Consider the following 22,101-nt stretch of genomic DNA (forward strand, 5'->3'; position numbering starts at 1 on the left):
GCACTCTATACCGCTGTTATTATCGCGTTGGCACCATTTGACGACGTCATAGGGAGTGAATGGCGCACTTATTATTGTGTTAGTGTCATTTGGCGACATCATTGGCCACGAATGACGCATTCATTTTCGCGTCATCATAATTTGACGACGTCATAAGACACGAATGAAGCACTTATTTTCTCATCAGTGTAATTTGACAACATCATAGACCCTTTATGACGCCTCTATTATCGTACTCTTGCAATTTAGAGACACTATAAGCCCTCTATGACGTTGCTATTTTCAAAGCAGCGTCATTTAACGCCGTCATCCGCAGCCAATGCAGTTGTTATTTTTGTAGGATTAGGATTTTAGCGCCCCCATAGGCAAGCGACTCAAAACGGGAAAGAAACAGAGAACAATCTTTGTTGAAAATAATAGGAAGTGACTCATTCTTTCACTTTTTTGTTGTATAATGTAGAATAAGAACATAATATCTAGATTCAAGAAGGTCATGCATTCATTTGTATGTTAAAAGGGAAGCCGGTGAAAGTCCGGCACGGTCCCGCCACTGTGTGCGCGTTTCGGGTTTTCTCAAATCCCATGTAATGCTTAGAAACCACTGTCTCTCCTATAGAGATGGGAAGGGAGTATTACAGCGTAAGTCAGGAGACCTGCCTTCTTGTTCGGTTTTGAACCTTCGAGGAAAAGGTGCAGCCGGATTTTCTATTTTGTATGGACGTTGTAATACATAAAATGGATAATCCCGCTCTCCTTACCATGAAAAGGAGAGTCTTTTTTATGCCTTGAGACAGTTTAACTAAAGGAGTATCTATCCATGAAAAGTCAGAAGTTTTTACATGAAAGCAACAACAGAAACGAATCATGCTTTTCCGAAAAGGTTGATAAACCAATAGAGTCGGTGACCATGAATGGCACTTTCTAAAAATAAAAAACTTCCTGTGTATGTGGTAGGAATGGTGTTTTTGATTTTCTGCATCATCCTCGGGACGTCACAAGGCAGTGTCACCGTCCCTTTTGGAACGACGATGAAGATCCTGTGGCAGGCGTTATGGGCAGGTGATTATGCGAATTTGGACGATTCGTTTGTAACGATCGTGTTGCAAGTCCGTCTTCCGCGTGTTCTGCTCGCTGCCTTAGTGGGGGCGTCTCTTTCAATTGCGGGAGCGGCATTTCAAGGCTTATTAAAAAACCCATTAGCAGATCCGTACACAATTGGTGTCTCTTCTGGTTCTGCTGTAGGCGCCGTCAGCGTGTTGTTTTTTGGCTGGTCGCTTCCCGTCATCGGGACCTTTACGTTACCGTTTATCAGCATTTTATCCGGTTTCCTGACACTGTTATTATTGCTGGCTTTTGTACGTTTTATTGAACAGTCGCTTGCCACGGAGACGATTATTTTAGCCGGCATCATTGTAAGTTCTTTCTTGAGCGCCGTTATTTCTCTCATCATTACTTTCACCGGTGAGGAACTAAGACAGATCATTTCCTGGCTGATGGGAAGTGTAGCGATGCGAGGCTGGGACTATGTCTGGCTCATGCTGCCATTTTTCATCATTGGATCCCTGCTCCTCTTGGCGAACAGGAGTGAATTGAATGCGCTTGTGTTCGGAGAGGAAACAGCAAAAACACTAGGCGTCAATACAGGAAAACGCAGGTTCATGATTTTAGCTGGAGCTTCGCTGTTAACAGGATCTGCCGTCGCGTCATCGGGAACCATCGCGTTTGTTGGATTGGTGATTCCTCATCTGATGCGGTTGTTATTTGGTCCGGACCACCGACACTTGCTGCCGTTATCGATGTGCGCGGGGGGAGGATTCCTTATTTTAACCGACCTTGGTGCACGTACGTTCATAGCGCCTGCTGAATTTCCAATCGGGGTGATTACCTCCATCATCGGGGCGCCGATATTTGGAATTCTTTTGTACCAGCAAAAACGGCGACGTGCCATTATTCAAAGGGTAAGGAGATGATGACATGCTTGAATTACAGGATATTACCGGTGGGTACGGCTCCGTTCCGATCGTACAGAATATAAGCTTTAACGTGGAGGCAGGGGAGATTTTCAGTATTGTCGGCCCGAATGGAAGTGGAAAGTCCACCCTTTTAAAATTTATTTTCGGTGCCCTGGAACCGGACCAAGGAAAAATTTTCATTGATCATAAGCCTCTTTCTACTTATGCTCCAAAAGCATTGGCAAAAAAAGTAGCTGTTTTGCCGCAGCATGCTGAAACTACTTTTTCCTTTACTGTCAGACAAGTAGTAGAACTTGGCAGGTACCCGTATCAAAAAGGGCTGTTTAGCACGCAACTTGAAGAGGATACAAAAATTGTGGACCAATCGATGGAGGAGACGGGTGTGTTATCATTTGCCGATCAACCGCTCGATACATTAAGCGGCGGTGAGAGACAGCGTGTTTTTTTGGCTCGGGCACTGGCGCAGGAACCAGATATGTTATTGTTAGACGAACCGACGAACCATTTGGACATCTCCTTTCAAATCAGTTTGTTAGATACATTGAAAAAATGGGCACGCACGAAAAAACTGACTGTCGTAGCGGTGCTTCATGACTTAAATATGGCAGCGATGTACAGTGACCGTACGTTGTTACTCAAAGAAGGCAGGCAAGAAGCACTGGGGAAGCCGGCGTATGTCATGGAGAAAAACAGCTTGGAGTCGGTTTACAAGACGGAATTATATCGAAAAGAACACCCATCTGTCCCGAGCCCTTTAATCACGTTAGTTCCGCATACGGAGAAAGATGTGGCTGAGAATTATATAGATGGGTTGCTGGTAACGGAGGAAACAAGCCATACGTGCATTAGTTCCTCCATTTATTGGAAAACGTTATCCTCCGCTGTCATTGGGGCGGGATTCGGATGGCACCGTCATTTTGTAAACCGCCATGTGGATAAAAATTATAATGAAGACAATCCCGAAAGTGAGTATATGATGTTCCTGCAGTCTCTTCAAATCGATAGTCAAGACACGACAGGTATGATGACGGCAGCGTCTCTCGCAGACGGAGCGAAAGTGCGGGTCCAGGATGAAGACGGAGATGTGTTTGTGTATGCGACAGCCGGCACTGCCAATGCCGTTGATGTTTCAAAAGCGTATGAAAAGCACTCTCAACCGGTAACGATTGGAACGATCAATATCTGGATATTCATCGACGGGACATTGACGGAAGCGGCCTATACGCAAGTCATGATGACGGCAACAGAAGCAAAGGCAAAAGCGTTATTAGATAAAGACATCCTTGACCCGGATACGGGAACACCAGCAACGGGGACGTCAACAGACAGTATGTGTGTCGCCGCTACCCAGCAGGGGGATACCTATCACTACGGCGGCACGATTTCCGTTCTCGGAAAGAAAATTGGTAAAGCTGTCTATGAAGCGGTCGCGGAAACACTTGATCGTTACAAAGAAAGACGCCGGAGTTATTCACAGGCATGAACGTTCTTTTCGGCCATTTGTTAGCGATCACTTGCGCGTACTTGCTGGACCGCAAGTTTGGAGACCCCCATGCCTCCTGGCACCCCGTTGTCATCATGGGTAACATCATTGCTGCTTCTGAAAAAAAATGTAATAAAGGGAAGGGTTTAAGGGGGAAAGGTGCTATTGCTGTTCTTCTCCCCGCCATCCTCCTGTTTGTCGCTTTCCTTTTCATCATTTTATTTAGTTACCAACTCCACTTCTTGCTCGGGGCTGTCCTCGAAGCGCTCCTTCTGTGGCTGCTTGTCGGCGGCACGAGTATGACGAATATTGTGGAACAAATCTATCAATCTCTTTTAACGAAAAACATCGAAAAAGCACGGCAGGGGACAGCAATGATTGTGTCTCGTAATACGGACCATGCCAGTGAGGAAGACATCGTGAAAGCGGTACTGGAGAGCTTGGGCGAAAACATTTCGGATAGTGTCACCGCTCCCTTTTTCTATGCATTTATTGGCGGGGCACCACTTGCTGCCTTCTATCGTTTCATCAATACAGCGGACGCGATGATCGGTTACCGGACAGAGAGATACCGCCAGTACGGTTGGGCAGCGGCTCGTACCGATGATCTGCTTAACCTCATTCCAGCACGGGTGACAGCGTTACTGATGACGTTATCCGCGCGGAGAGTAAAGAAGGTGTCGTGGAAGAAGGCGTTGGCGGTCATGTGGAAGGATGCCCGGCAGCATGACAGCCCCAATGCCGGCTTTGGAGAATCTGCGATGGCTGGCATTTTAGATGTCCAGCTGGGTGGCCCAACGGTTTACCACGGCAAAATAAAACCGCGTCCTTTTTTAGGTAACGGCACGAGAAGCCTGGATGCTGCCTGCATGAAAGATGGCCTCATCGTGTGGCAGTCAACGATACTCCGTGCTGTGACCGTTTTATGGCTGATAGGAGGACTGCTATATGTCTTGTTTTAAAGAGGAACAACGAACAGCAAGGGGTATTTCGTTTATAAGCGGGGGAGTGCGCAGCGGGAAAAGCAGCTTTGCGGAAAAATGGGCGGAAGGCAACAAAAAAAGAGACGGCCGGCTCGTATACATTGCGACAGCAAAGCCCACGGATCATGAAATGATAGAACGGATTCGAAAGCATCAACACGACCGCCTTTTAAAAAATGAAAGTTGGATCACAATCGAACAAGAGCGTGACCTTTCCAACATCTGTGGCCAGCTGCGGCCGGCTGATACCGTATTGGTTGATTGCTTAACCATCTGGCTCAGTAATGAGATGTTCGCGCATTCCGAGCAGCGAAGTATGCAAGAGGTCCAAAGGAATATGTGTGAAGCTCTTCATTATGTGCAGGAGGCATGCTCCCATCTCGTCATTGTCAGTAATGATATTTTTCACGAAATGCTGCCGGAAGCAAAAGAGACGAAAGCATACGTGCAAGCTCTCGGCCAGTTGCACCAATATATCGTCCGTCACGCCGGTGCAGCGGTTAAACTAGAATTCGGTAAACCAATTTGGATGAAGGGGGGCAGGTGACATGCAGGGACTTATTGTGTGGGGAACGACCTCGGATGCAGGCAAAAGCTTTATTGTTACTGGTTTATGCCGGGCACTCGCAAACAGGGGTTTAAAAGTGGCTCCTTTTAAAGGGCAAAACATGTCGAACAATTCCTACGTGACGTTATCCGGGCATGAGATTGGCATTGCGCAAGGATTGCAGGCGGAAGCAGCCCGGACGGAGGCAACCGTCTATATGAACCCAGTTCTTCTCAAGCCAAGCAGCCAGAAAAGTGCGGAAGTTATTATGCTTGGTGAATCATACGGATCACCGGGCGCAGCCGAATATCGGAGAAGTTATATTCCGGAGGCACGGGAAGCGGTAGCGAAATCGTTAAAAGTTCTAGCCGAAGAATATGATGCGATCGTGATGGAAGGTGCAGGCAGTCCGGCTGAAGTTAATTTGATGGATAAAGATATTGCGAACCTGATCACGGCCGAAATAGCCAATGTCCCCGCTCTGCTTGCGGCAGACATTGAACGCGGAGGCATTTTTGCCAGCATCAGCGGAACGTTAGCTTTGCTTCCTCCTAAACAACGCCGCCGTGTGAAAGGGCTGATTGTGAATCGCTTTCGTGGTGATCCTGCTCTATTCGAAAATGGCGTGACGTGGCTGGAAGAGCACACGGGAGTTTCCGTGAATGGGGTGCTCCCGGCGTTAGACATCCACATGGAGGGAGAAGACTCGCTCGCATTTTCGTCTCTAGCCAGGAGGAAAGAAGGGGCCGGCACCACGATTGATATGGCCGTTCTCTCCCTTCCTTATATCGCAAACCACACCGATATTGACCCCTTTACGGTGGAAGAGGATGTGTCGGTGCGGATTGTAAAAGAAGCGAGTCAATTCGGTACACCTGATGTAGTCTTTATCCCTGGCACGACGACGAGCCCTCAGGAAAGCTATGCTTACTTGGAACGTCTCGGCTTAACGGAAGAAATACGCTCTCATTTTCGCCAAGGGGGCGCAATAGTCGGGGTAGGGAATGGTGCACAACTACTAGGAAAGGTAGAGCATGCTCGTAATAGAAACGAAGAAGCGCAGACCGGATTAGGCATCTGTCCGCTGTACTCTCAGTGCCAGGATACGAAAAAAACAAGCCGATGGACAGGAACGTTTCAGGCTGACGGCACGGAATCTCGTGTAACAGGTTTTGTAATTGATGACAGCATCCAACATGGCCGCTTTGATGATTCCTGGCTCCCGTTGTTCGTCGGTAAAGAGAACCAACTAGAAGGAATACGCTCAGCCGATAACCGCTTGATCGGCACATCGGTCCATCATGCTTTCCACAACGATTGGTGGCGAACCTGGTGGTTGAACCAACTGCGGGAGGCGAAAGGTGTTCCGAAAGCCGAGGTGGCTCCGTTCACGACGAACAAGGACCGAAAGCTCGATCAATTAGCGGACGCGTTTGAAGAACATTTAAATATTGATGCTATCCTTGATATGATAAAGAAGGGCCACATATGAAACATTTGATAGCCGGTTTTTGGATGGCGATGTCCTTTTTAACTATTTCACCAGTAAAGCAGGTAGAATGGGATCAACCGACTACCCGGAATTCTTTGCCTTTTTTCCCTATTTGCGGACTGTTCATCGGTACAGTTGCAGCTGGGATTACGGCCATATTTACATATCTTTTTCCGTTGCTTCCTGTTTATCTAACCGCTTTTATTATTTTTGCAGCCCTTCTTCTCCTGTACGGCGGCCTTCACTTGGACGGCTGGATGGATGTAAGCGATGCAATGGGTTCGTGGCGCGACAAAGAACGGAAGCTGGAAATTATGAAGGACAGCCATGTCGGCTCTGCTGCGGTGTGGACAACCATCCTTTTACTAGGAGCACGTTTTGTCAGCATTCTCGCTGTTGTCGAAGCAACTGATCATTCCTTGTTGTACCTCGCTATTTTTCTCATCCCGGTCCTTACCCGTACCGCTATGGGCTGTTTGATTATCTCGGCACCCCTTGCGAAAGAAGAAGGACTTGCAGCCTGGTTCCAGCAAAGCACAAATCTGTTCGATACGGTGAAGGTGGTCGTGATCGGGGTAGTCATTGTGGTTATTGCAGCCGTTGCTTTTGCAGCACCATGGCTTTTTATTCTCGTTCTCCTTGTGGGAAGTGTGGCAGGCTATACGGCGGCACAGTTGTATTTTCAGAAGACCTTTGGCGGCATCAACGGGGATATGGCCGGAGCTTTATCAGAAGGATTGGAGACGATGTTATGGATGATCAGCGCACTGTTTATTTTCTCCGTCATGGTGTAACCCACCCGAACGAACGCAGACAATATACCGGCTGGTCGGACCCTGAATTGGTTGACGGGGAATGCCGCTGGTTACAACGCCTGGCTCCTTATCTGGAGGCAGACCAAGTATTCAGCAGTGATCTTATCCGGGCCAAACAAACCGCTGCTTGTTTATTTCCTTCTTCACCTCCCTCTGTTTCCCCCTCTTTTCGGGAATTGTATTTCGGTGACTTTGAAGGAAAAACGTACGAGGAATTAAAAGGCAACAAAGCGTATCAACACTGGCTCGATCATATCGATAGCGCTGCACCACTTAACGGTGAATCTCTTCGTTCGTTTCAAAAACGGGTCCAGGACGGCTGGGAATTAGTGAAAAGAAGGACAGACCGCCGAGCCGCAGTCGTGACACACGGCGGCTGGATCAGGGAATGGTTCCGCCTATACGCGCCGCACTTCCCGGAAGAAAAATTATGGAACATTCCATTCGGAGGCGGCTGGTGTGGTGTCTTTCAAGTAAGAGGGGAGGAATGGGAATGCGTTTCGTTACAGGAGGTGCCTATAACGGAAAGAAAACCTGGGTAAAAGAAACCTTTCCGGAGCGCTTCGAGAGCCATTTTGCATGGATCAATTGTTATGAGACGAAGAACGCCGATTTGGCGGACGTAACATCTGTGAACGCTTCTACTATTGTAATTGAGGGGGTGGAAGAAGGGCTGAAAGAGGGTATCCTTTCTAAATCGGTGAACGGGGAAGCGTTTTTTCAAGCGTACCTTGCTCCCTTACTGGAATGGGAAAAAGAACACGAAAAGCGGAAAGTCATCATGATCGGCACGGACATTACGAAAGGAATTGTACCGCTCGATAAAGAATTAAGAGAATGGCGTGATGAAACAGGGCGGCTGTACCAGAAACTTTTTCGGAAAGCGGACCATGTACATCTCATCTGGTTCGGAATTGCCGAAACACTATAAAAGGAGGCTTTACCATGAGACTATATACGAAAACAGGAGATAAAGGACAAACAAGCTTGAAAGGCGGACGTAGAAGCAAAAGTGATTTACGCGTGGAAGCGTACGGAACATGTGATGAATTGAATTCCTTTGTCGGAAGAGCAGCAGCACTCCTGGACGACGAGGTGTTCCCGGATATCAAGCCGGAGCTCGTGAACATCCAACATGAATTATTCGACTGCGGCAGTGATTTGTCGACGATTCGCAAAGAGCCGGAATTTAAAGTGAAAGAGGAAATGATTACGTTTTTGGAAGAGCGGATTGATGAGTATGTAAAAGAAGCACCAGAGCTGCAGCGCTTTATCCTTCCGGGTGGGTCCATTGCCTCCGCTGAGCTGCATGTCTGCCGGACGGTAGCGCGCAGAACAGAACGACTTTGTGCTGCACTAATGGATAAAGAAGAGATTAACCAAGAAGTATTTAAATACTTAAACCGTCTTTCTGATTACTTTTTTGCGGTAGCACGCGTTGTGAATTACCGTCAGCAAGTGAGAGACGTAGAGTATGAGCGCAGTGCCATCGTCTTTCGGAAACCGAAACAAAAAAAGAACGATCAATAGATTAACGTGCGAGAATCAGATCCTTAGGGTCTGGTTCTTTTTCATAAACTAGAAAGGAAGACAGGAGAAGCTTTAGGGTTGTTGTTTCGTCCATTCTCTAGATTGACAACCTCATCCAGGCGCTATGACGCTGTTATTTGAGAGAGGGGCTATTTTCACGCCGTCATACGAGAGCTATGACGTCGTTATTTTAGCGGTGCCCGATTTCAAGGCGTCATTGGGGTTGTATGAAGCATCTATTTGAAAGCATGCTCGTTTTCGCGACGTCATTGACTCGGTATGGGGTAGTTATATTGGGGGCGCGTCATTTTCAAACCTTTATACAGACGCTATCAGTCCTATATTTATCCAGCTGCTTCTTTTCATGTCTCCAACGCGGGGAAACGGAATGGTATAATCGACGAAATACAGTGTTTATAGGGGGATCGGCATGGAGAAGGTTATGATTGTAGAAGATGACCCGAAGATTGCGGTGCATTTACAAACGTTTATTGAGAAATACGGCTACACAGTGAAAATTGCCGATGATTTTGCTCACATAATAGATTCGTTTCGCCGTTTCAAGCCGGATCTGGTGCTGCTTGATATAAACTTGCCACGCTTTGACGGGTTTTACTGGTGCCGGCAGATTCGGATGGAGTCGGTCTGTCCGGTTATCTTTATTTCGGCTCGCACGGGAGAGATGGATCAAGTGATGGCGCTTGAGAATGGCGGGGATGACTTTATCACGAAGCCGTTTTATCCGGATATCGTAGTGGCGAAAATCAAGAGTCAGCTGCGCCGTGCGTACGGAGAATATGCGAAAGGCCATGAGGAAAGGATAGTACGACAGGACGGATTGGAATTGCGACTGGAGCGACTGGAGCTTGCTTTCAAAGAAACAACCGTCACTCTCAGCAAAAAAGAGACAGATATTATTGAAAGTTTGCTGGATCGGTATCCGCGGGTAGCCGGGCGCGAAGATCTATTGGAAAAGTTATGGGACGAGCAGACTTATGTCGATGAGAATACTCTGAACGTAAATATGACGCGCGTGCGTAAGAAATTCCAGGAGCTTGGAATTAAGAATGCCGTCGAGACAGTCCGAGGGGCAGGCTACCGGCTGCGGGTAACGTGGAATGGAGAAGAAAAACAATGAAGCTTTTTCTTAAGGACCATCTTGGCTTTCTTATCCTACATATACTCCAATTTGGACTTATTTTTTTCCTTCTCTGGCTGGATGGATATCAGGATGTCCGGATCCTTTTCTATGTGTTGTTTCTTAGTGTCTTTTTTCTCAGTTGTTATCTCGTGTACCGGTACATAAGAAGGCGATCGTTTTACACCAGACTCGAGCGTCCTTTTTTATCTCTAGATGAATCGCTTGAGAAAACTGAGCGGGAGCCGTTGGCGGAATCGCTGTCTCACCTGCTGAAGTCACAATACAAATTATATGAACAGCGGATCAGTGAGACGGAGGCCCGGACAGAGGAACATCTGACATTTCTTGATCACTGGGTTCACCAGATGAAAACGCCGCTTTCGGTGATTGAATTAATGGCACAAGACCTCGATGAGCCGGAGTCTTCGAGCATACGTGAAGAAACAGATCGGATGAAAACAGGACTCGAGACTGTTCTCTATATGGCGCGCCTGCGTACGATTGAACAAGATTTTCGCATTGCCCCGGTGGCAGTGGAGCCGCTCGTACAAGATGTTAACCGGGAGAACAAGCGCTATTTCATCCGCAACAAAGTGTATCCGAAACTGTCGAATGAGCTGCCCGGCATGACGGTGGAAACGGATGAGAAATGGCTGCGTTTCATGACTGCGCAGCTTATTCAAAATGCTGTAAAATACTCGACCGGAAAAAGTGAACGGCTGCTTATTACTCTTTCTGAACGAGACGGGTCGGCTGTGTTGGAAGTACAAGACTTCGGGGCCGGAATTCCGAAAGTAGATCAGCGCCGCATTTTTAACGCTTTTTTTACGGGAGAAAATGGCCGCCATTACCGGGAATCAACCGGCATGGGGCTGTTTCTTGTGAAAGAAGCAGCCGACTATTTAGGGCATTCGATTGAAATGGAAAGCACTGTGGGTGAAGGAACGACTTTTCGGATTGTATTTTCTCCGGCGCAGAACCTTACAACAATGTAAGAAGAATGAAAGATGGATCGATCGTTTACGGGGAACGCGGGGCTGTATACTAGGTTCAGAAGATAAGAACCTTGCGCATAGGAAAGGAGATACAGCTATGATGCATGTGAAAAATGTTAGCAAAATCTATGAAGGAAAAGTCACCTACCGTGCTTTGGCAAACATTGATCTTGAAATAGAAGACGGTGAATTTGTTGCGATTATGGGTCCATCTGGAAGCGGGAAAACAACACTTCTTAATATCATCGCGACGATCGATGAACCGACGACAGGAGAAGTACTTATAGAGGAGGAAAATCCGCACGCCCTGAGCCGTGATGAGTTGGCGAAATTTCGCCGCCGGGAGTTAGGTTTCGTCTTTCAGGAGTTCAATCTGCTTCCAACTCTTACAGTAGAAGAGAATATCGTTTTGCCGCTCACGCTGGACGGAAAACGTGTGAAAGAGATGAAAGAAAAAGCGCAGGCAATTGCCGAAACTCTCGGTATCGTGCCGATAATGGGAAAACGGATTCACGAAATTTCCGGAGGACAGGCGCAGCGGGCAGCGGTGGCGAGAGCGATGATCCACGCACCGAAGCTTCTTCTTGCTGATGAGCCGACCGGAAATCTTGACTCAAAAGCTTCGAAGGATGTGATGAGTTTACTGGCTTCTTTAAATAAAGAGGAAAAAACAACGATGTTGCTCGTAACCCATGATCCGCAGGCGGCGAGTTACGCGGAACGGGTGATTTTCATCCGGGACGGGAAGTTTTATTCCGAAATTCACCGTGGGGAGAGCAGGCAGACGTTTTTCCAAAGTATCATTGATACGCTTTCCTTGATGGGAGGGGAGCACCATGACATTTCGTCAGTTCGCCGTTAACAATGTCCTTCGTAACAAACGTTTATATGCGGCCTATTTTTTGAGCAGCCTATTTACGGTGATGGTCTTTTTCACATTTGCAATATTCGCTTTTCACCCTGCGTTTCTGGAGGGTTCGATGCGCTCGGAAGTCTTGTACGGCATGGCAGTTGCCGGTGGTATTATATACGTCTTTTCCTTTTTCTTCGTACTGTATTCGATGAGTTCGTTTCTCCAGTCACGGAAAAAGGAGTTCGGACTGTTAATGATGCAAGGGATGTCCACGAAACAGGTCCGACTGATGATTTTTCTGGAAAATATGCTCATTGGCTTCTTCGCAACTGTTAGCGGAATATTACTTGGACTCGTCTTTGCGAAAGCAATTCTGCTGCTTGCGGAAAATGTTCTCGTCATTGAAGAGACATTGAACTTTTACTTTCCGCTGCTCGCGGTGGTGCTTACGTTCGTGTCGTTTATGATCTTGTTTATTTGCATCTCGTTCTTTGTTTCGTTTATTCTCCGCACGCGGAAGCTGATTGATTTAATCAAAGCGGATAAGCAGTCGAAAGGGGAGCCAAAAGCGTCTGTTCTGCTCTCGGTGATTGCGGCGATTCTGCTTCTTGCCGGCTACGGGATCGCAATATATGTAAAAGGCATGATGGTGGTCATTGCAATGCTTCCCGTCGTGATTATGGTAACAATCGGAACCTACTTGCTGTTTACACAAATAAGCGTCTCCGTGATTCGCCGTTTGAAAAACAACAAAGGGATTTTCTGGCGGAATACTAATATGGTTCTCTTTGCTGATTTGTCATACCGCATGAAAGACAATGCCCGCACTTTTTTCATGGTAGCAATCATTTCGACGGTGGCGTTTAGTGCCATTGGGACGTTGTACGGTTTTCACTCGTTTTTAACGAAAGGACTGACGGAAGGACATCCGTTTTCCTTCACGTACACCGTTTCGGAGGATGAGAAGGACGAGAAATTTGAAAAGGATATCGGGGTTATCGAAGAAGCACTAAAGAAGCATGACATTGCAGCGGCATCCGGCACCGTCGACTTAGCTTATTTCAAACAAGGTGACGGAGAAGTACTGATCACGAAAGCATCCGCTTATAATCAACTTGCTGAACTGCTTGGGAAAGAGAAAGTTCAGGTTAAAAAGGACGAAGCCGTCGTTGTGTCTGATAGCAATAAAGTACTGGCTTCTAATGAGGAGAAGGACCGTTTATTAGATATACCAGTTAAATTGTCAGACGGAACGACGATACAGCCGACCCGGATGAGAGAATCCTCTCACGTTTTGCCAGAGATGTACTCCTATTATATTGTTAGTGATGCAGCCTATGAAAAACTGCCGCAGCCGGAAAGAACGGAAACGTCGGTCGCCTGGATGGCAGAAAAGGGGCAGGGGGAGGCTCTTGCTCAAGCTGGGGAAGATATATTTAATCAAATCGGCGGCTTTAACTTCGCAAGCATAGATTTTACGGTCTATCAAATCAATAAAGTGTACGGGCCGATTTTGTTTATCGGGCTTTTCATCGGTATTATCTTCTTCGTTTCGGCCGGAAGCTTCTTGTATTTCCGTCTTTATACCGATCTCGATGACGACAAGGAAAAGTTCAAGTCCATTGCCAAAATGGGTTTAACGGAACAGGAAATGAAAAAAGTAATTAACCGTCAAAATGCGCTGCTCTTCTTTGCGCCGATTGTCGTCGCGTTAGTTCACGGAGCAGTTGCCTTGACAGCGCTGTCCCATTTCTTTGATTACAACCTTGTCACAGAATCACTCGCTGTTCTCGGTACGTTCGCTGTGATACAGATCTTTTACTTCGCCGTTGTCCGCCACTTTTATACGAAACAAATTAGAGAAGCCGTTTTTTGAACTGGCATGAGGGTATTTCACGAGCAAATCGAGATACTTCTCTCACCGGAGTCTGGATACCGTCACACAGGTAGTCCAGGCTTCTTTTTTTAATTCACAAGGCGTGACGGCTGTCATACATTAAGCTGTTGAAACAGTAACAAGTGTTGAAAAGTCAATTAAAATAAACATTCGCTGGCATAAATGGCTGGCAGCGTCATAGGATGGTTTAGATGAATGAAAGCATAAATAACGCGGGGTATGGAGGCGGAGAGGTCAGTGGATTATTTTAAGCGTTTTGCCGTAGTCAGCTTATTTTCTGTTGTACTATTGGCTGTGTTATTGTTTCTTAGTATTTCAGCTGCTTATACAACAGGTTTATAGAATGGTGGGAATATGTGTAAGTCAGGATTTCTGCATGAGAAGTCTGGATATACCGCGCTCAAGTTCGGATAGTGGCAAGCGGAGTCTGGATATTCCGTGCCCAAGTCTGGATAATGATGAGCGAAGTCTGGATACTTGCACGGAGAATTCTGATACATTGCTTGTAAAGACGGATATTTAGTTTTATATAGCGTTTTACGCTTGCTAGGACAGCAAAAAACCCCTTTGCACATAAAGGGGTTCTGAAAGACGAGCCAAAAGTATAGTAATCACCTAATAATCCGAACGGTTGCATGCAATCAGTTCGGATTATTAGGTTAAAAAAGTAAATTGCTAACGTCGTTCCGGCAAAATACTTCGTTTTCCGCGGGCACGGATTTATTAAAGTTCAATTTTATCGGCGCGGATAATTTCTTCAATGGAAGCAAGATCTTCCAGTACGACGCTGTTCGGTTCTTTGTCTACAGCTACCATCATAATGGCATCGCCGCCTTCTGCTTTTCGTCCGACCTGCATGGTGGCGATGTTTACGTCGTGTTTTCCTAAAAGTTGCCCCATTTTACCGATAACACCCGGTTTATCGGAATGTTGGATGTAGATTAAGTGACCGGTAGGATAAAAGTCTACGTTGAAGTCGTTGATGCGAACGATGCGTGGTCCGTATTCTTTTACGTAGGTACCGTGAATCGTAAACGTTCTGTCTTCCGCCTTCACAGTCGCCTGGATCAGATTGGAATAGCCAAGTGTGTTTGTACCATGAATTTCGCCGCTCGAAATGCCGCGTTCTTTCGCGATAAGGGAAGCATTGACGTCATTAACGGGTGCATCGACTCGATTCGCTAGAAAGCCAGCGATTAAAGAGCGTGTCAGCACAGATGTTTCTAACTCAGTAACCTCACCGCTGTAATGGACTTCGATTCCTTGGACAGGACTTTGCACACTCTGGGATAGGATGTGTCCCATTTTACGAGATAGCTCGTAATAAGGCTGCAACGTTTCAAACACTTCCTTGGAAATGGTTGGTAAGTTGATTGAATTTAATGCAGGCATACCTTGCAAAAACTGGAGTACCTCTTCCGATACTTGAGCTGCCACGTTCAACTGGGCTTCTTTCGTAGAAGCCGCAATGTGCGGAGTGGTGACGACTTGGTCAAATTTTAATAAATCGTTATCGGTTGCCGGTTCTTCTTCGTACACGTCAAGAGCCGCCCCAGCAACGTGTCCGTTCTCTAAATAATGCTTCAGTGCTTCCTCGTCAACAATCCCGCCGCGGGCACAGTTGATAAGAAAAACCCCTTTTTTCGTTTTCTTGATGTTTTCCATGCCGAGAAGTCCTTTGGTGTCCTTCGTAAGCGGTGTATGTACCGTAATGATGTCCGCTTTTTCCAGTACTTCATCAAGACTGCCTGTTTGTACACCAAGTTCCTCGGCACGCTCTTTCGTCAAAAATGGATCGAAGACAATGAGAGACATTTCGAAGCCGCGAGCCCGTTTAGAAAGCTCGGAACCGATCCGTCCAAAGCCGATAATTCCAAGTGTCTTGCCACGAAGCTCAACCCCTTGAAATGCTTTTCTGTTCCACTCCCCGCTGCGAATGGAAGCGTACGCCTGAGGAATTTTGCGAGCAAGTGCACTGATCATGGCAAATGTATGTTCAGCAGTAGAAATCGTGTTGCCGTCAGGGGCATTAATCACGACAATCCCGCGTTTTGTCGCGGCATCAATGTCAATATTGTCGACGCCGACACCGGCACGCGCGATAATTTTAAGGTTGGTCATCTTATCCATGATATCAGCAGTTACTGTGGTGCCGCTGCGTACGAGCAAGGCGTCGTAACTATCCAGATTATCGACGTCGTTCACGTTTTGAAGAACAACTTCTGTCTGTTCATTATCGAGCAAAGGTGCAAGCCCTTCATTGCTCATGGAATCAGATACGAGAATGCGATAAACATCGTTTGATACGTTTTTTTTCTCTGTCTCTTCGGTTTCTGGCTGGTGAATCATTCCACTCCACTCCTTAGTTAAGTTATAGGAATTATAACACGAATCGAAAGAAACTTCCGCTGTAGCTGCGCGGTTCATTGACCTGGGCAACCTTTTTTTATGTAACGAAAAAAACTTCTGCCCCGTACGAATAATCGTCAGAGGCGGAAGTTCCCGCAAGTTGCCCTCATAGTCAGAATCTGCGTTCTGGTAGCTTTTCCCCTGTGTGAACCTCACTGCTAACAGTCTATTATTGGTTGCAAATTTATCACAAACCGGTAAAAATGTCAATTCTATTAGGGCGGAGGCTGCATAGGATAGTTAGTAGAATAGAGGGAAGAGGGAAGGAGAATACATGCAGAAATATCAGGTTCGGCCCGGGGATACACTTGCGAAAATAAGTTATTATAATCGGATCCCTGTGGAAGATTTACTCGTTCATAATCGACATATTTGTGAGAATGCGGGTTATGTAAAAAAAGGAAGTATTCTTCATTTGCCGTCGTCGAATCCCGGATGCGAAACTGTTCCACCGTCATTTGGGTGTTTCTATGAGTACGGATGGAGGGAATTAGAAAGTGATCGAAAACGATTCTCTTCTTCTATCCGAGCGGATCAAATTGGAGACTCGCGGATGGGAAAGCCACTTTGGTCCTTCTCCATCGGAAGGGGAAAAAAGAAAATCTTTTTTTCGGGGACATGGCACGGGAATGAATGGTTAAACACGTGGTTATTAATGAATTTTTTGGAGCAACTTCAGGAAAAAGAGAGGAGAGGGGAGACTTGGCATCATATTGACATCCGCCGGCTCTTGGAGAACGTCACATTAGTGGTTGTGCCGCTTGTAAATCCGGACGGGGCGGAGCTTGTTCAAGAAGGGTTGCAGGAAGATCATGACTATTATGAGACCATCCATGACATCAATCAAGGGTTTGCGGATTATCGGCATTGGTCTGCGAACGCCGTCGGGGTTGACTTAAACCATCAATGGCCGGCTGGATGGAAGGCGGAAGCCGAAACGAGCCCGCAAGTACCTTTTTTCCGACATTACGGCGGGGAAGCCCCTTTAACGGAACCGGAAACAAGAGCCATCTATCAACTAACGATGGAAGAAAATTTTTCCCACGTGCTTGCTCTCCATTCCCAAGGGGAGGAAATATATTGGGGTTACCGGGATCAGGAACCGGACGTAAGTAGAGAGCTGGCCGAACGGCTCGCCCAAGCTAGTTCGTTCAGAGCGGTGCAGACAGCTGATAGCAAAGCCGGCTATAAAGACTGGTTTATTAAAGAGTTTAGAAGGCCCGGCTTCACGATAGAAACAGGTATCGGCCAAAATCCGCTCCCTTTCGAAGCGGCTGCGCGGATGTGGCTCACCACGATTCCTTTACTTTTGGAGAGTTGTTTATTCCCTGATTTTACGAGAACAACATAGTACGCAAAAAAGCTGCTGCATTCTAGTTGCAGCAGCATATTTTGTTTATGGTGCAAGAAAATTACTTCTGATAACGTTCGATGCATTCGTCGACAAGTTGAGCAGCCGCTTCTGCATCTTTCCACTCACCGATTTCTGTTTTCTTCTTCTGGAGATCTTTATACGTTTTAAAGAAATGAGCGATCTCGTCCAGCTTATGGGAAGGGATGTCGCTAATTGAGTGCACGTCTTTAAAACGCGGATCTTCCACAGGAACAGAAAGCAGCTTCTGGTCTTCGTCCCCGTCATCAATCATTTCCAAATACCCGATAACACGGGATTCAATAACGCAGCCCGGGAACGTCGGATTCGTTACGAGTACGAGAATATCCAGCGGATCCCCGTCCAGTGCCAATGTTTCGTCAATGTACCCGTATTCAGCCGGGTAGAACATCGGAGAAAAAAGAACACGGTCTAGTTTAAAAACCCCTTTTTCTTTATCAAATTCATATTTGTTCTGACTGCCGGTTGGTATTTCAATCAACGCTTCTACTACCTTGTTCTTGTCCGCCATATGCGTTTCCTCCTTGGATTGTAGGTATGTATGGAATTTCTCTTTGAATTATAGCAGGAATCCGTATGGAAGAAAAATAGTAGGTGGGACTGGCATGTGTTTCTTGTATCGTTTTTACAATGCAAAGCCCAAGAGTCACCTTCAACTAGTACGAGAGCGAATAGAAAAGCATAATCGGGGAAGTGGTAGCGTCATAGGGAGCGGCGGATAGCACCGTAAAAAAGTGCGGACCGGGAAATAGCGACATCATAACGAGTGAATGAAGTCATGAAAAGCCACATCCTGAGGGATAGCGACGTCATAGAGGGTGAATGAAGGCGTCAAAAGTCGTCATAGGAGGAATAACGACATCATAAGGAATGTATGACAACACATACTGGCACTGCGTTGGAAATAATGGCGTCATAGGAAAAGCATAAGGCTTCATAAATACGCTGTTGGGTAAATTAGCAACTTCATAGGGAGGAAGCAGTTCGCCACTGGTCGTTGCTTTTTTGTTGGATCATTGTATGAAATTATGGCAACTTGGTGTGTGTGAAACTAACTAGGAGAAGGATAAATTCACAACAGCGTTTTGTGCAACAAACGGGCCGCATTGTGGAATAAGAACCAGCCTGTTCTTATTTTGTTTTAAAACTCGTTCATGATAAAATAGTATTCTATGAAAATAATATTATAAGGAAATGAGCTATCATGATGAGACGTATAAAATTACCAGGTTGGATTGTTATTATCTTGCTGCTTGTTGGAATTATTTTTGGAATAAATCAAGTCCTTGCCAAAGCTTGGATGGAAACACCTGAAACAAATGAACCGAATGAGAAAATTGAAGATTCCAGTGTTTATCCAGGTTTGAACATCAAAACGAAGACCAAAGAAACAGATCTTTATACTTTATCGGTCAGTCAGCTGTATACAGATAATGAACAGATTAATAAATCCATTAACGAATGGGTAGATAAACAGAAAAAAGAATTTACATCAAGTATTAAAGAATCGCAAAACATGCTTGAGAAAAATGATTTTCGTGCACATTTAAATATTCAAGTGGAAACGAAAAAAATAGCAGATAAGCTCTATACGCTCGAATTTCAATCATATCAGATAACAAGTGGAGCGAATGGCATGACAAAAATGAAGTCATTCGTCATTGATATGAATCAAAATAAACAGTTACAGCTTGAGGATGTTTTTCAGTTAGATGAAGAAGCGACAGAGGACATCCAAAGACTTGTTATGGAAGAGCTGTACAGTAATCAAAAAGTCAGCCCCTATCTTTTTGATGATATGGTCAAAAAATCCTTAAAAGATTCTGATGAATGGAAGTGGTCAGTCAGCCGGGACAATGTGATATTCTATTTTGATGAATATGAAATCGCAGCAGGTGCAGCAGGTTCGATCAAAGTAGAAATTCCAATGAAGAAAATGAAGCCATATCTGAATGAAAAATTTACGGAACAAATGGATGTAAAGATTCCTGAAAATGAAAAGCATAAGGAAGATGAACAGCATTCAGAGAACAAGGCAAAGCTTGACCCGGATGGAAAATATGTCGCGTTGACCTTTGATGATGGCCCACATCCGGAAGTGACGCCACGAATTCTAGATACATTGAAAAAGCACGATGCCAAAGCAACATTTTTCATGCTTGGAAGTCAAGTGGAATATTACCCATCCCTTGCCAATAAGGTGGACGAAGCTGGTCATGAAATTGGAGACCATACGATGAACCACCAGGATCTATCCGTCTTAGGGCTAGATCAAATCCAAGAAGAGATGCAACAATCCAGCAATATTATTGAAAAAGCTACCGGCAGGACTCCAGCTTTATTGCGTCCTCCGTATGGTGCGTCAAATGGGGATGTTGAACAGATAGCATCAGACTTGGGACATCCACTTGTAATGTGGTCAGTCGATTCACTTGACTGGAAAAGCCGCAATGCAGAAGCAGTATATGAGAAAGTGATGTCTACTGTTGCTTCAGGATCGATTGTGTTATTGCACGATATTCACCCTTCAACAGCTGATGCATTGCCGCAAATATTGACCTCTCTGGAGGAACAGGGGTATCAAATGGTTACTGTGTCTCAGCTTCTTGAATTGTGGGATGAAACAGGTGTCGGGCCATATTACGGTAAATAGATTAAGAAATAGCGGCCAGTGGTAAATGAGCAAGGTGCTGTTTCAAGCTGAGTTCTGTATTGATTATATGGGAGTTGCTTACTCCATACCGCAATTTTAGGGATTTGACATAAAAGTATTGACAAACACACTAAATTAGATGTGATTAATTTAGTGTGTTTTTCTAAAGAATTCTTGTTAAGCAAACGGGCGTGATTATGACACAAATGTGAAATGATGTACTTAAAGTAACGGGTGCTTATCGATAATAACATATTATACCTTCAGTGTAGAAATGGGCGGGTGTAATGAAATTATTCAGAAATATGAGTGATAAAGAACGGGATAACTGGAGTAAAAGTGCAATACTTGGTTTTTATATTTATACGTTACTTTTATTTATAGACCAAACATATCATTTATTATTTGAAAGTAACCTTTTTTCTTCTGCTTTAATTTTTTGGGCTGGATTGATTTTGACTTTTGGGTACCATTTTATTTTGAATATAAAGACCAAAAAAGGATTAGATAATATTGGTTTTACTTATTGATCTATAGGGTGCGTTACCTGAAAAGTTAAAAGTGAACATAAAAAGGTTATTCTGACGAGGTGAAAGAAATGGTTCCGACTCTAAATGATTTAATAATAAGTTGCCACCATGCTTTGTTAGGTGCAATTCCAAACAAATTAAGAGGTCTCACAATAAAGTTAGAAGACGAAACGCTATTCTGGAAAGGTTATTTTGATGGAGAACCTAATGATAATGAAAAAGAAATATTGAGTGCAGCTTGTACAGAGGTAATAGCTGATTTCCCAATAATTATGAACTGTAAAGAAGAGTGTATAAATCATAAGTTTCCATTAGAAATGGAGAAATTACAATTTTGGGCATCTTTAAAATGGGAAGAAAGCGAAGCCATATTAAGCTAACGGGAGCGTTAGTTGAGAAGAAAATAAATAAAGGACCATACATATGAAACATATCTAAAATGTGTGGTCCTTTTATTATCAACTATTTTATCTATTTAACCTAAATATAATATTTAATTTTACTTTTAACAATTATCTTTATGGTTGGCTGTTCCGACATAGAAGATGCGTCCAGTACAAATGAAACAAAAACACAAGAAGAAACTACAGTTAATACCGATGAAAATAGTAATACTGACGAAAAACCAGTTGAAGAAACCACAGCTGATACAAATAGCGAAAAGGAAGAGGCTGCCACTACGGCTGCCGATGAAACCATAGAAGAGAAAACACCACACGAAACAAATGATGAACTGTTCTCAGAATACAAACTCATTGAAGTTGATGGTGGTGATTTGTCTGGACACCGTGAACCTAAAGTCGTCGTTGATATTGGTTATGGGAATCGAGAATATTGGGCATTTACTAACGAACACGGGCAACTGGTACGAGTCATTGCTAACGAAATTATTATACAAGATGACAATAGCGAACCTGTAAAGTCAAATGGCAGATACTATTATGACGAGGCAAAGGTTCCTGGTGGCGAAAGTGACGTTCTAGATGAAGGCCATATTATTGCCGATTCTCTCGGAGGAGTATCGAATGCTTATAATATTACCCCACAAGATAGTACGCTCAACCGACACGGTAATCAGGCGTATATGGAGAAGGTAATCCGGGCTACCAACTTTGAAGCAATTATTACCGATCCAGATACGGAAACGCAGATTCCTTCCAGTTACAAGTATACATATACTCTAAGAGGTAACGAGATTGTTGATACATTTGTTAACGGGAACCCTGATAAGATAAACGAATCACTTGGATTAACAGGCAGCAAATCTTCTGAATCAAAAAACTCAAATACCAATTCAAACACCAGCTCAGACAAAAACGGTGACATTGCTAGTGTTGATACAAATGGAAATGGGAAGGTGACGATTAAAGAAGCAAAAGAAGCTGGCTTCAGTATGCCAATAACTCA

Annotated in this window: 19 protein-coding genes and 1 riboswitch; of the genes, 17 read left to right on the forward strand and 2 right to left on the reverse strand. The window is 45.0% G+C overall.

Going from position 1 to position 22,101, the window contains the following annotated elements:
- Window positions 1-471: 471 nt before the first annotated feature.
- Window positions 472-675, forward strand: a riboswitch (cobalamin riboswitch).
- Between the two features lie 236 nt (window positions 676-911).
- The 13 genes from LOR49_RS15025 to LOR49_RS15085 all read left to right on the forward strand — a co-directional run bounded on the left by LOR49_RS15025 (window position 912) and on the right by LOR49_RS15085 (window position 13,688).
- Window positions 912-1,970 (forward strand): FecCD family ABC transporter permease, encoded by a 1,059-nt coding sequence (locus tag LOR49_RS15025; protein ID WP_240377697.1) that lies wholly within the window; start codon window positions 912-914, stop codon window positions 1,968-1,970.
- A 4-nt stretch (window positions 1,971-1,974) separates the two neighbouring features.
- A complete protein-coding gene (locus LOR49_RS15030) occupies window positions 1,975-3,456 on the forward strand; it encodes a heme ABC transporter ATP-binding protein (protein WP_240377699.1) in 1,482 nt (493 codons plus the stop codon).
- The gene (gene cbiB, locus LOR49_RS15035) at window positions 3,453-4,418 is read left to right on the forward strand and encodes an adenosylcobinamide-phosphate synthase CbiB (RefSeq protein WP_240377700.1); all 966 of its coding nucleotides are present in this window, start codon (window positions 3,453-3,455) and stop codon (window positions 4,416-4,418) included. The genes LOR49_RS15030 and cbiB overlap by 4 nt, the downstream gene beginning before the upstream one ends.
- A complete protein-coding gene (locus LOR49_RS15040) occupies window positions 4,405-4,986 on the forward strand; it encodes a bifunctional adenosylcobinamide kinase/adenosylcobinamide-phosphate guanylyltransferase (protein WP_240377702.1) in 582 nt (193 codons plus the stop codon). Before cbiB ends, LOR49_RS15040 begins: the two co-directional genes overlap by 14 nt.
- A gap of 1 nt (window position 4,987) precedes the next feature.
- Window positions 4,988-6,478 (forward strand): cobyric acid synthase, encoded by a 1,491-nt coding sequence (locus LOR49_RS15045; RefSeq protein WP_240377704.1) that lies wholly within the window; start codon window positions 4,988-4,990, stop codon window positions 6,476-6,478.
- On the forward strand, window positions 6,475-7,272 hold the full coding sequence (locus LOR49_RS15050) for an adenosylcobinamide-GDP ribazoletransferase (RefSeq protein WP_240377706.1): 798 nt from the start codon (window positions 6,475-6,477) through the stop codon (window positions 7,270-7,272). The genes LOR49_RS15045 and LOR49_RS15050 overlap by 4 nt, the downstream gene beginning before the upstream one ends.
- Complete coding sequence (locus LOR49_RS15055; protein WP_240377707.1) at window positions 7,230-7,835, forward strand: histidine phosphatase family protein; 606 nt, start codon at window positions 7,230-7,232, stop codon at window positions 7,833-7,835. The genes LOR49_RS15050 and LOR49_RS15055 overlap by 43 nt, the downstream gene beginning before the upstream one ends.
- Window positions 7,787-8,224, forward strand: coding sequence for a bifunctional adenosylcobinamide kinase/adenosylcobinamide-phosphate guanylyltransferase (locus LOR49_RS15060; RefSeq protein ID WP_240377708.1), 438 nt, complete (start codon window positions 7,787-7,789; stop codon window positions 8,222-8,224). The genes LOR49_RS15055 and LOR49_RS15060 overlap by 49 nt, the downstream gene beginning before the upstream one ends.
- 14 nt (window positions 8,225-8,238) lie before the next feature.
- Complete coding sequence (locus tag LOR49_RS15065; protein WP_240377709.1) at window positions 8,239-8,823, forward strand: cob(I)yrinic acid a,c-diamide adenosyltransferase; 585 nt, start codon at window positions 8,239-8,241, stop codon at window positions 8,821-8,823.
- Between the two features lie 430 nt (window positions 8,824-9,253).
- Window positions 9,254-9,961, forward strand: coding sequence for a response regulator transcription factor (locus tag LOR49_RS15070; RefSeq protein ID WP_240377710.1), 708 nt, complete (start codon window positions 9,254-9,256; stop codon window positions 9,959-9,961).
- On the forward strand, window positions 9,958-10,959 hold the full coding sequence (locus LOR49_RS15075) for a sensor histidine kinase (protein WP_240377711.1): 1,002 nt from the start codon (window positions 9,958-9,960) through the stop codon (window positions 10,957-10,959). Before LOR49_RS15070 ends, LOR49_RS15075 begins: the two co-directional genes overlap by 4 nt.
- A gap of 97 nt (window positions 10,960-11,056) precedes the next feature.
- Window positions 11,057-11,821 (forward strand): ABC transporter ATP-binding protein, encoded by a 765-nt coding sequence (locus LOR49_RS15080; RefSeq protein WP_240377712.1) that lies wholly within the window; start codon window positions 11,057-11,059, stop codon window positions 11,819-11,821.
- Window positions 11,796-13,688, forward strand: coding sequence for an ABC transporter permease (locus tag LOR49_RS15085; protein ID WP_240377714.1), 1,893 nt, complete (start codon window positions 11,796-11,798; stop codon window positions 13,686-13,688). The genes LOR49_RS15080 and LOR49_RS15085 overlap by 26 nt, the downstream gene beginning before the upstream one ends.
- A gap of 744 nt (window positions 13,689-14,432) precedes the next feature.
- On the opposite strand, the gene serA is transcribed toward LOR49_RS15085, so the two are convergent.
- Window positions 14,433-16,058, reverse strand: coding sequence for a phosphoglycerate dehydrogenase (serA, locus tag LOR49_RS15090; RefSeq protein ID WP_240377716.1), 1,626 nt, complete (start codon window positions 16,056-16,058; stop codon window positions 14,433-14,435).
- A 334-nt stretch (window positions 16,059-16,392) separates the two neighbouring features.
- On the opposite strand from serA, the gene LOR49_RS15095 reads away from it, so the two are divergent.
- Window positions 16,393-17,469 (forward strand): M14 family metallopeptidase, encoded by a 1,077-nt coding sequence (locus LOR49_RS15095; RefSeq protein ID WP_240377718.1) that lies wholly within the window; start codon window positions 16,393-16,395, stop codon window positions 17,467-17,469.
- Window positions 17,470-17,530: 61 nt separating this feature from the next.
- Here LOR49_RS15095 and LOR49_RS15100 read toward each other — a convergent pair whose 3' ends face one another.
- Window positions 17,531-18,022, reverse strand: a complete 492-nt coding sequence (locus LOR49_RS15100) for an inorganic diphosphatase (RefSeq protein ID WP_240377719.1) — start codon at window positions 18,020-18,022, stop codon at window positions 17,531-17,533.
- Between the two features lie 693 nt (window positions 18,023-18,715).
- Here LOR49_RS15100 and LOR49_RS15105 point away from each other — a divergent pair.
- From LOR49_RS15105 to LOR49_RS15115, 3 genes are all read left to right on the forward strand, one after another.
- Window positions 18,716-20,164 carry a polysaccharide deacetylase family protein gene (locus LOR49_RS15105; protein ID WP_240377721.1) on the forward strand — a complete coding sequence of 483 codons (1,449 nt, stop codon included), beginning with the start codon at window positions 18,716-18,718 and terminating at the stop codon, window positions 20,162-20,164.
- Window positions 20,165-20,762: 598 nt separating this feature from the next.
- Window positions 20,763-21,074: a MafI2 family immunity protein gene (locus tag LOR49_RS15110; protein WP_240377723.1), complete on the forward strand. Its 312-nt coding sequence runs from the start codon at window positions 20,763-20,765 to the stop codon at window positions 21,072-21,074.
- Between the two features lie 140 nt (window positions 21,075-21,214).
- Window positions 21,215-22,101, forward strand: an 887-nt coding sequence (locus tag LOR49_RS15115) for a DNA/RNA non-specific endonuclease (protein ID WP_240377725.1), incomplete at its 3' end; no start/stop codon positions are given.

The organism is Bacillus piscicola (assembly GCF_022458745.1).
In the GTDB taxonomy this organism is placed as follows: Bacteria; Bacillota; Bacilli; order Bacillales; family Marinococcaceae; genus Alteribacillus_A; species Alteribacillus_A piscicola.

What these genes read in the sequence shown, in the direction of transcription:
- LOR49_RS15025 (WP_240377697.1), top strand. Translation starts at nt 912, where the DNA reads ATGGCACTTTCTAAAAATAAAAAACTTCCTGTGTATGTGGTAGGAATG.
- LOR49_RS15030 (WP_240377699.1), top strand. Translation starts at nt 1,975, where the DNA reads ATGCTTGAATTACAGGATATTACCGGTGGGTACGGCTCCGTTCCGATC.
- cbiB (WP_240377700.1), top strand. Translation starts at nt 3,453, where the DNA reads ATGAACGTTCTTTTCGGCCATTTGTTAGCGATCACTTGCGCGTACTTG.
- LOR49_RS15040 (WP_240377702.1), top strand. Translation starts at nt 4,405, where the DNA reads ATGTCTTGTTTTAAAGAGGAACAACGAACAGCAAGGGGTATTTCGTTT.
- LOR49_RS15045 (WP_240377704.1), top strand. Translation starts at nt 4,988, where the DNA reads ATGCAGGGACTTATTGTGTGGGGAACGACCTCGGATGCAGGCAAAAGC.
- LOR49_RS15050 (WP_240377706.1), top strand. Translation starts at nt 6,475, where the DNA reads ATGAAACATTTGATAGCCGGTTTTTGGATGGCGATGTCCTTTTTAACT.
- LOR49_RS15055 (WP_240377707.1), top strand. Translation starts at nt 7,230, where the DNA reads ATGGATGATCAGCGCACTGTTTATTTTCTCCGTCATGGTGTAACCCAC.
- LOR49_RS15060 (WP_240377708.1), top strand. Translation starts at nt 7,787, where the DNA reads ATGCGTTTCGTTACAGGAGGTGCCTATAACGGAAAGAAAACCTGGGTA.
- LOR49_RS15065 (WP_240377709.1), top strand. Translation starts at nt 8,239, where the DNA reads ATGAGACTATATACGAAAACAGGAGATAAAGGACAAACAAGCTTGAAA.
- LOR49_RS15070 (WP_240377710.1), top strand. Translation starts at nt 9,254, where the DNA reads ATGGAGAAGGTTATGATTGTAGAAGATGACCCGAAGATTGCGGTGCAT.
- LOR49_RS15075 (WP_240377711.1), top strand. Translation starts at nt 9,958, where the DNA reads ATGAAGCTTTTTCTTAAGGACCATCTTGGCTTTCTTATCCTACATATA.
- LOR49_RS15080 (WP_240377712.1), top strand. Translation starts at nt 11,057, where the DNA reads ATGATGCATGTGAAAAATGTTAGCAAAATCTATGAAGGAAAAGTCACC.
- LOR49_RS15085 (WP_240377714.1), top strand. Translation starts at nt 11,796, where the DNA reads ATGACATTTCGTCAGTTCGCCGTTAACAATGTCCTTCGTAACAAACGT.
- serA (WP_240377716.1), bottom strand. Translation starts at nt 16,058, where the DNA reads ATGATTCACCAGCCAGAAACCGAAGAGACAGAGAAAAAAAACGTATCA.
- LOR49_RS15095 (WP_240377718.1), top strand. Translation starts at nt 16,393, where the DNA reads ATGCAGAAATATCAGGTTCGGCCCGGGGATACACTTGCGAAAATAAGT.
- LOR49_RS15100 (WP_240377719.1), bottom strand. Translation starts at nt 18,022, where the DNA reads ATGGCGGACAAGAACAAGGTAGTAGAAGCGTTGATTGAAATACCAACC.
- LOR49_RS15105 (WP_240377721.1), top strand. Translation starts at nt 18,716, where the DNA reads ATGATGAGACGTATAAAATTACCAGGTTGGATTGTTATTATCTTGCTG.
- LOR49_RS15110 (WP_240377723.1), top strand. Translation starts at nt 20,763, where the DNA reads ATGGTTCCGACTCTAAATGATTTAATAATAAGTTGCCACCATGCTTTG.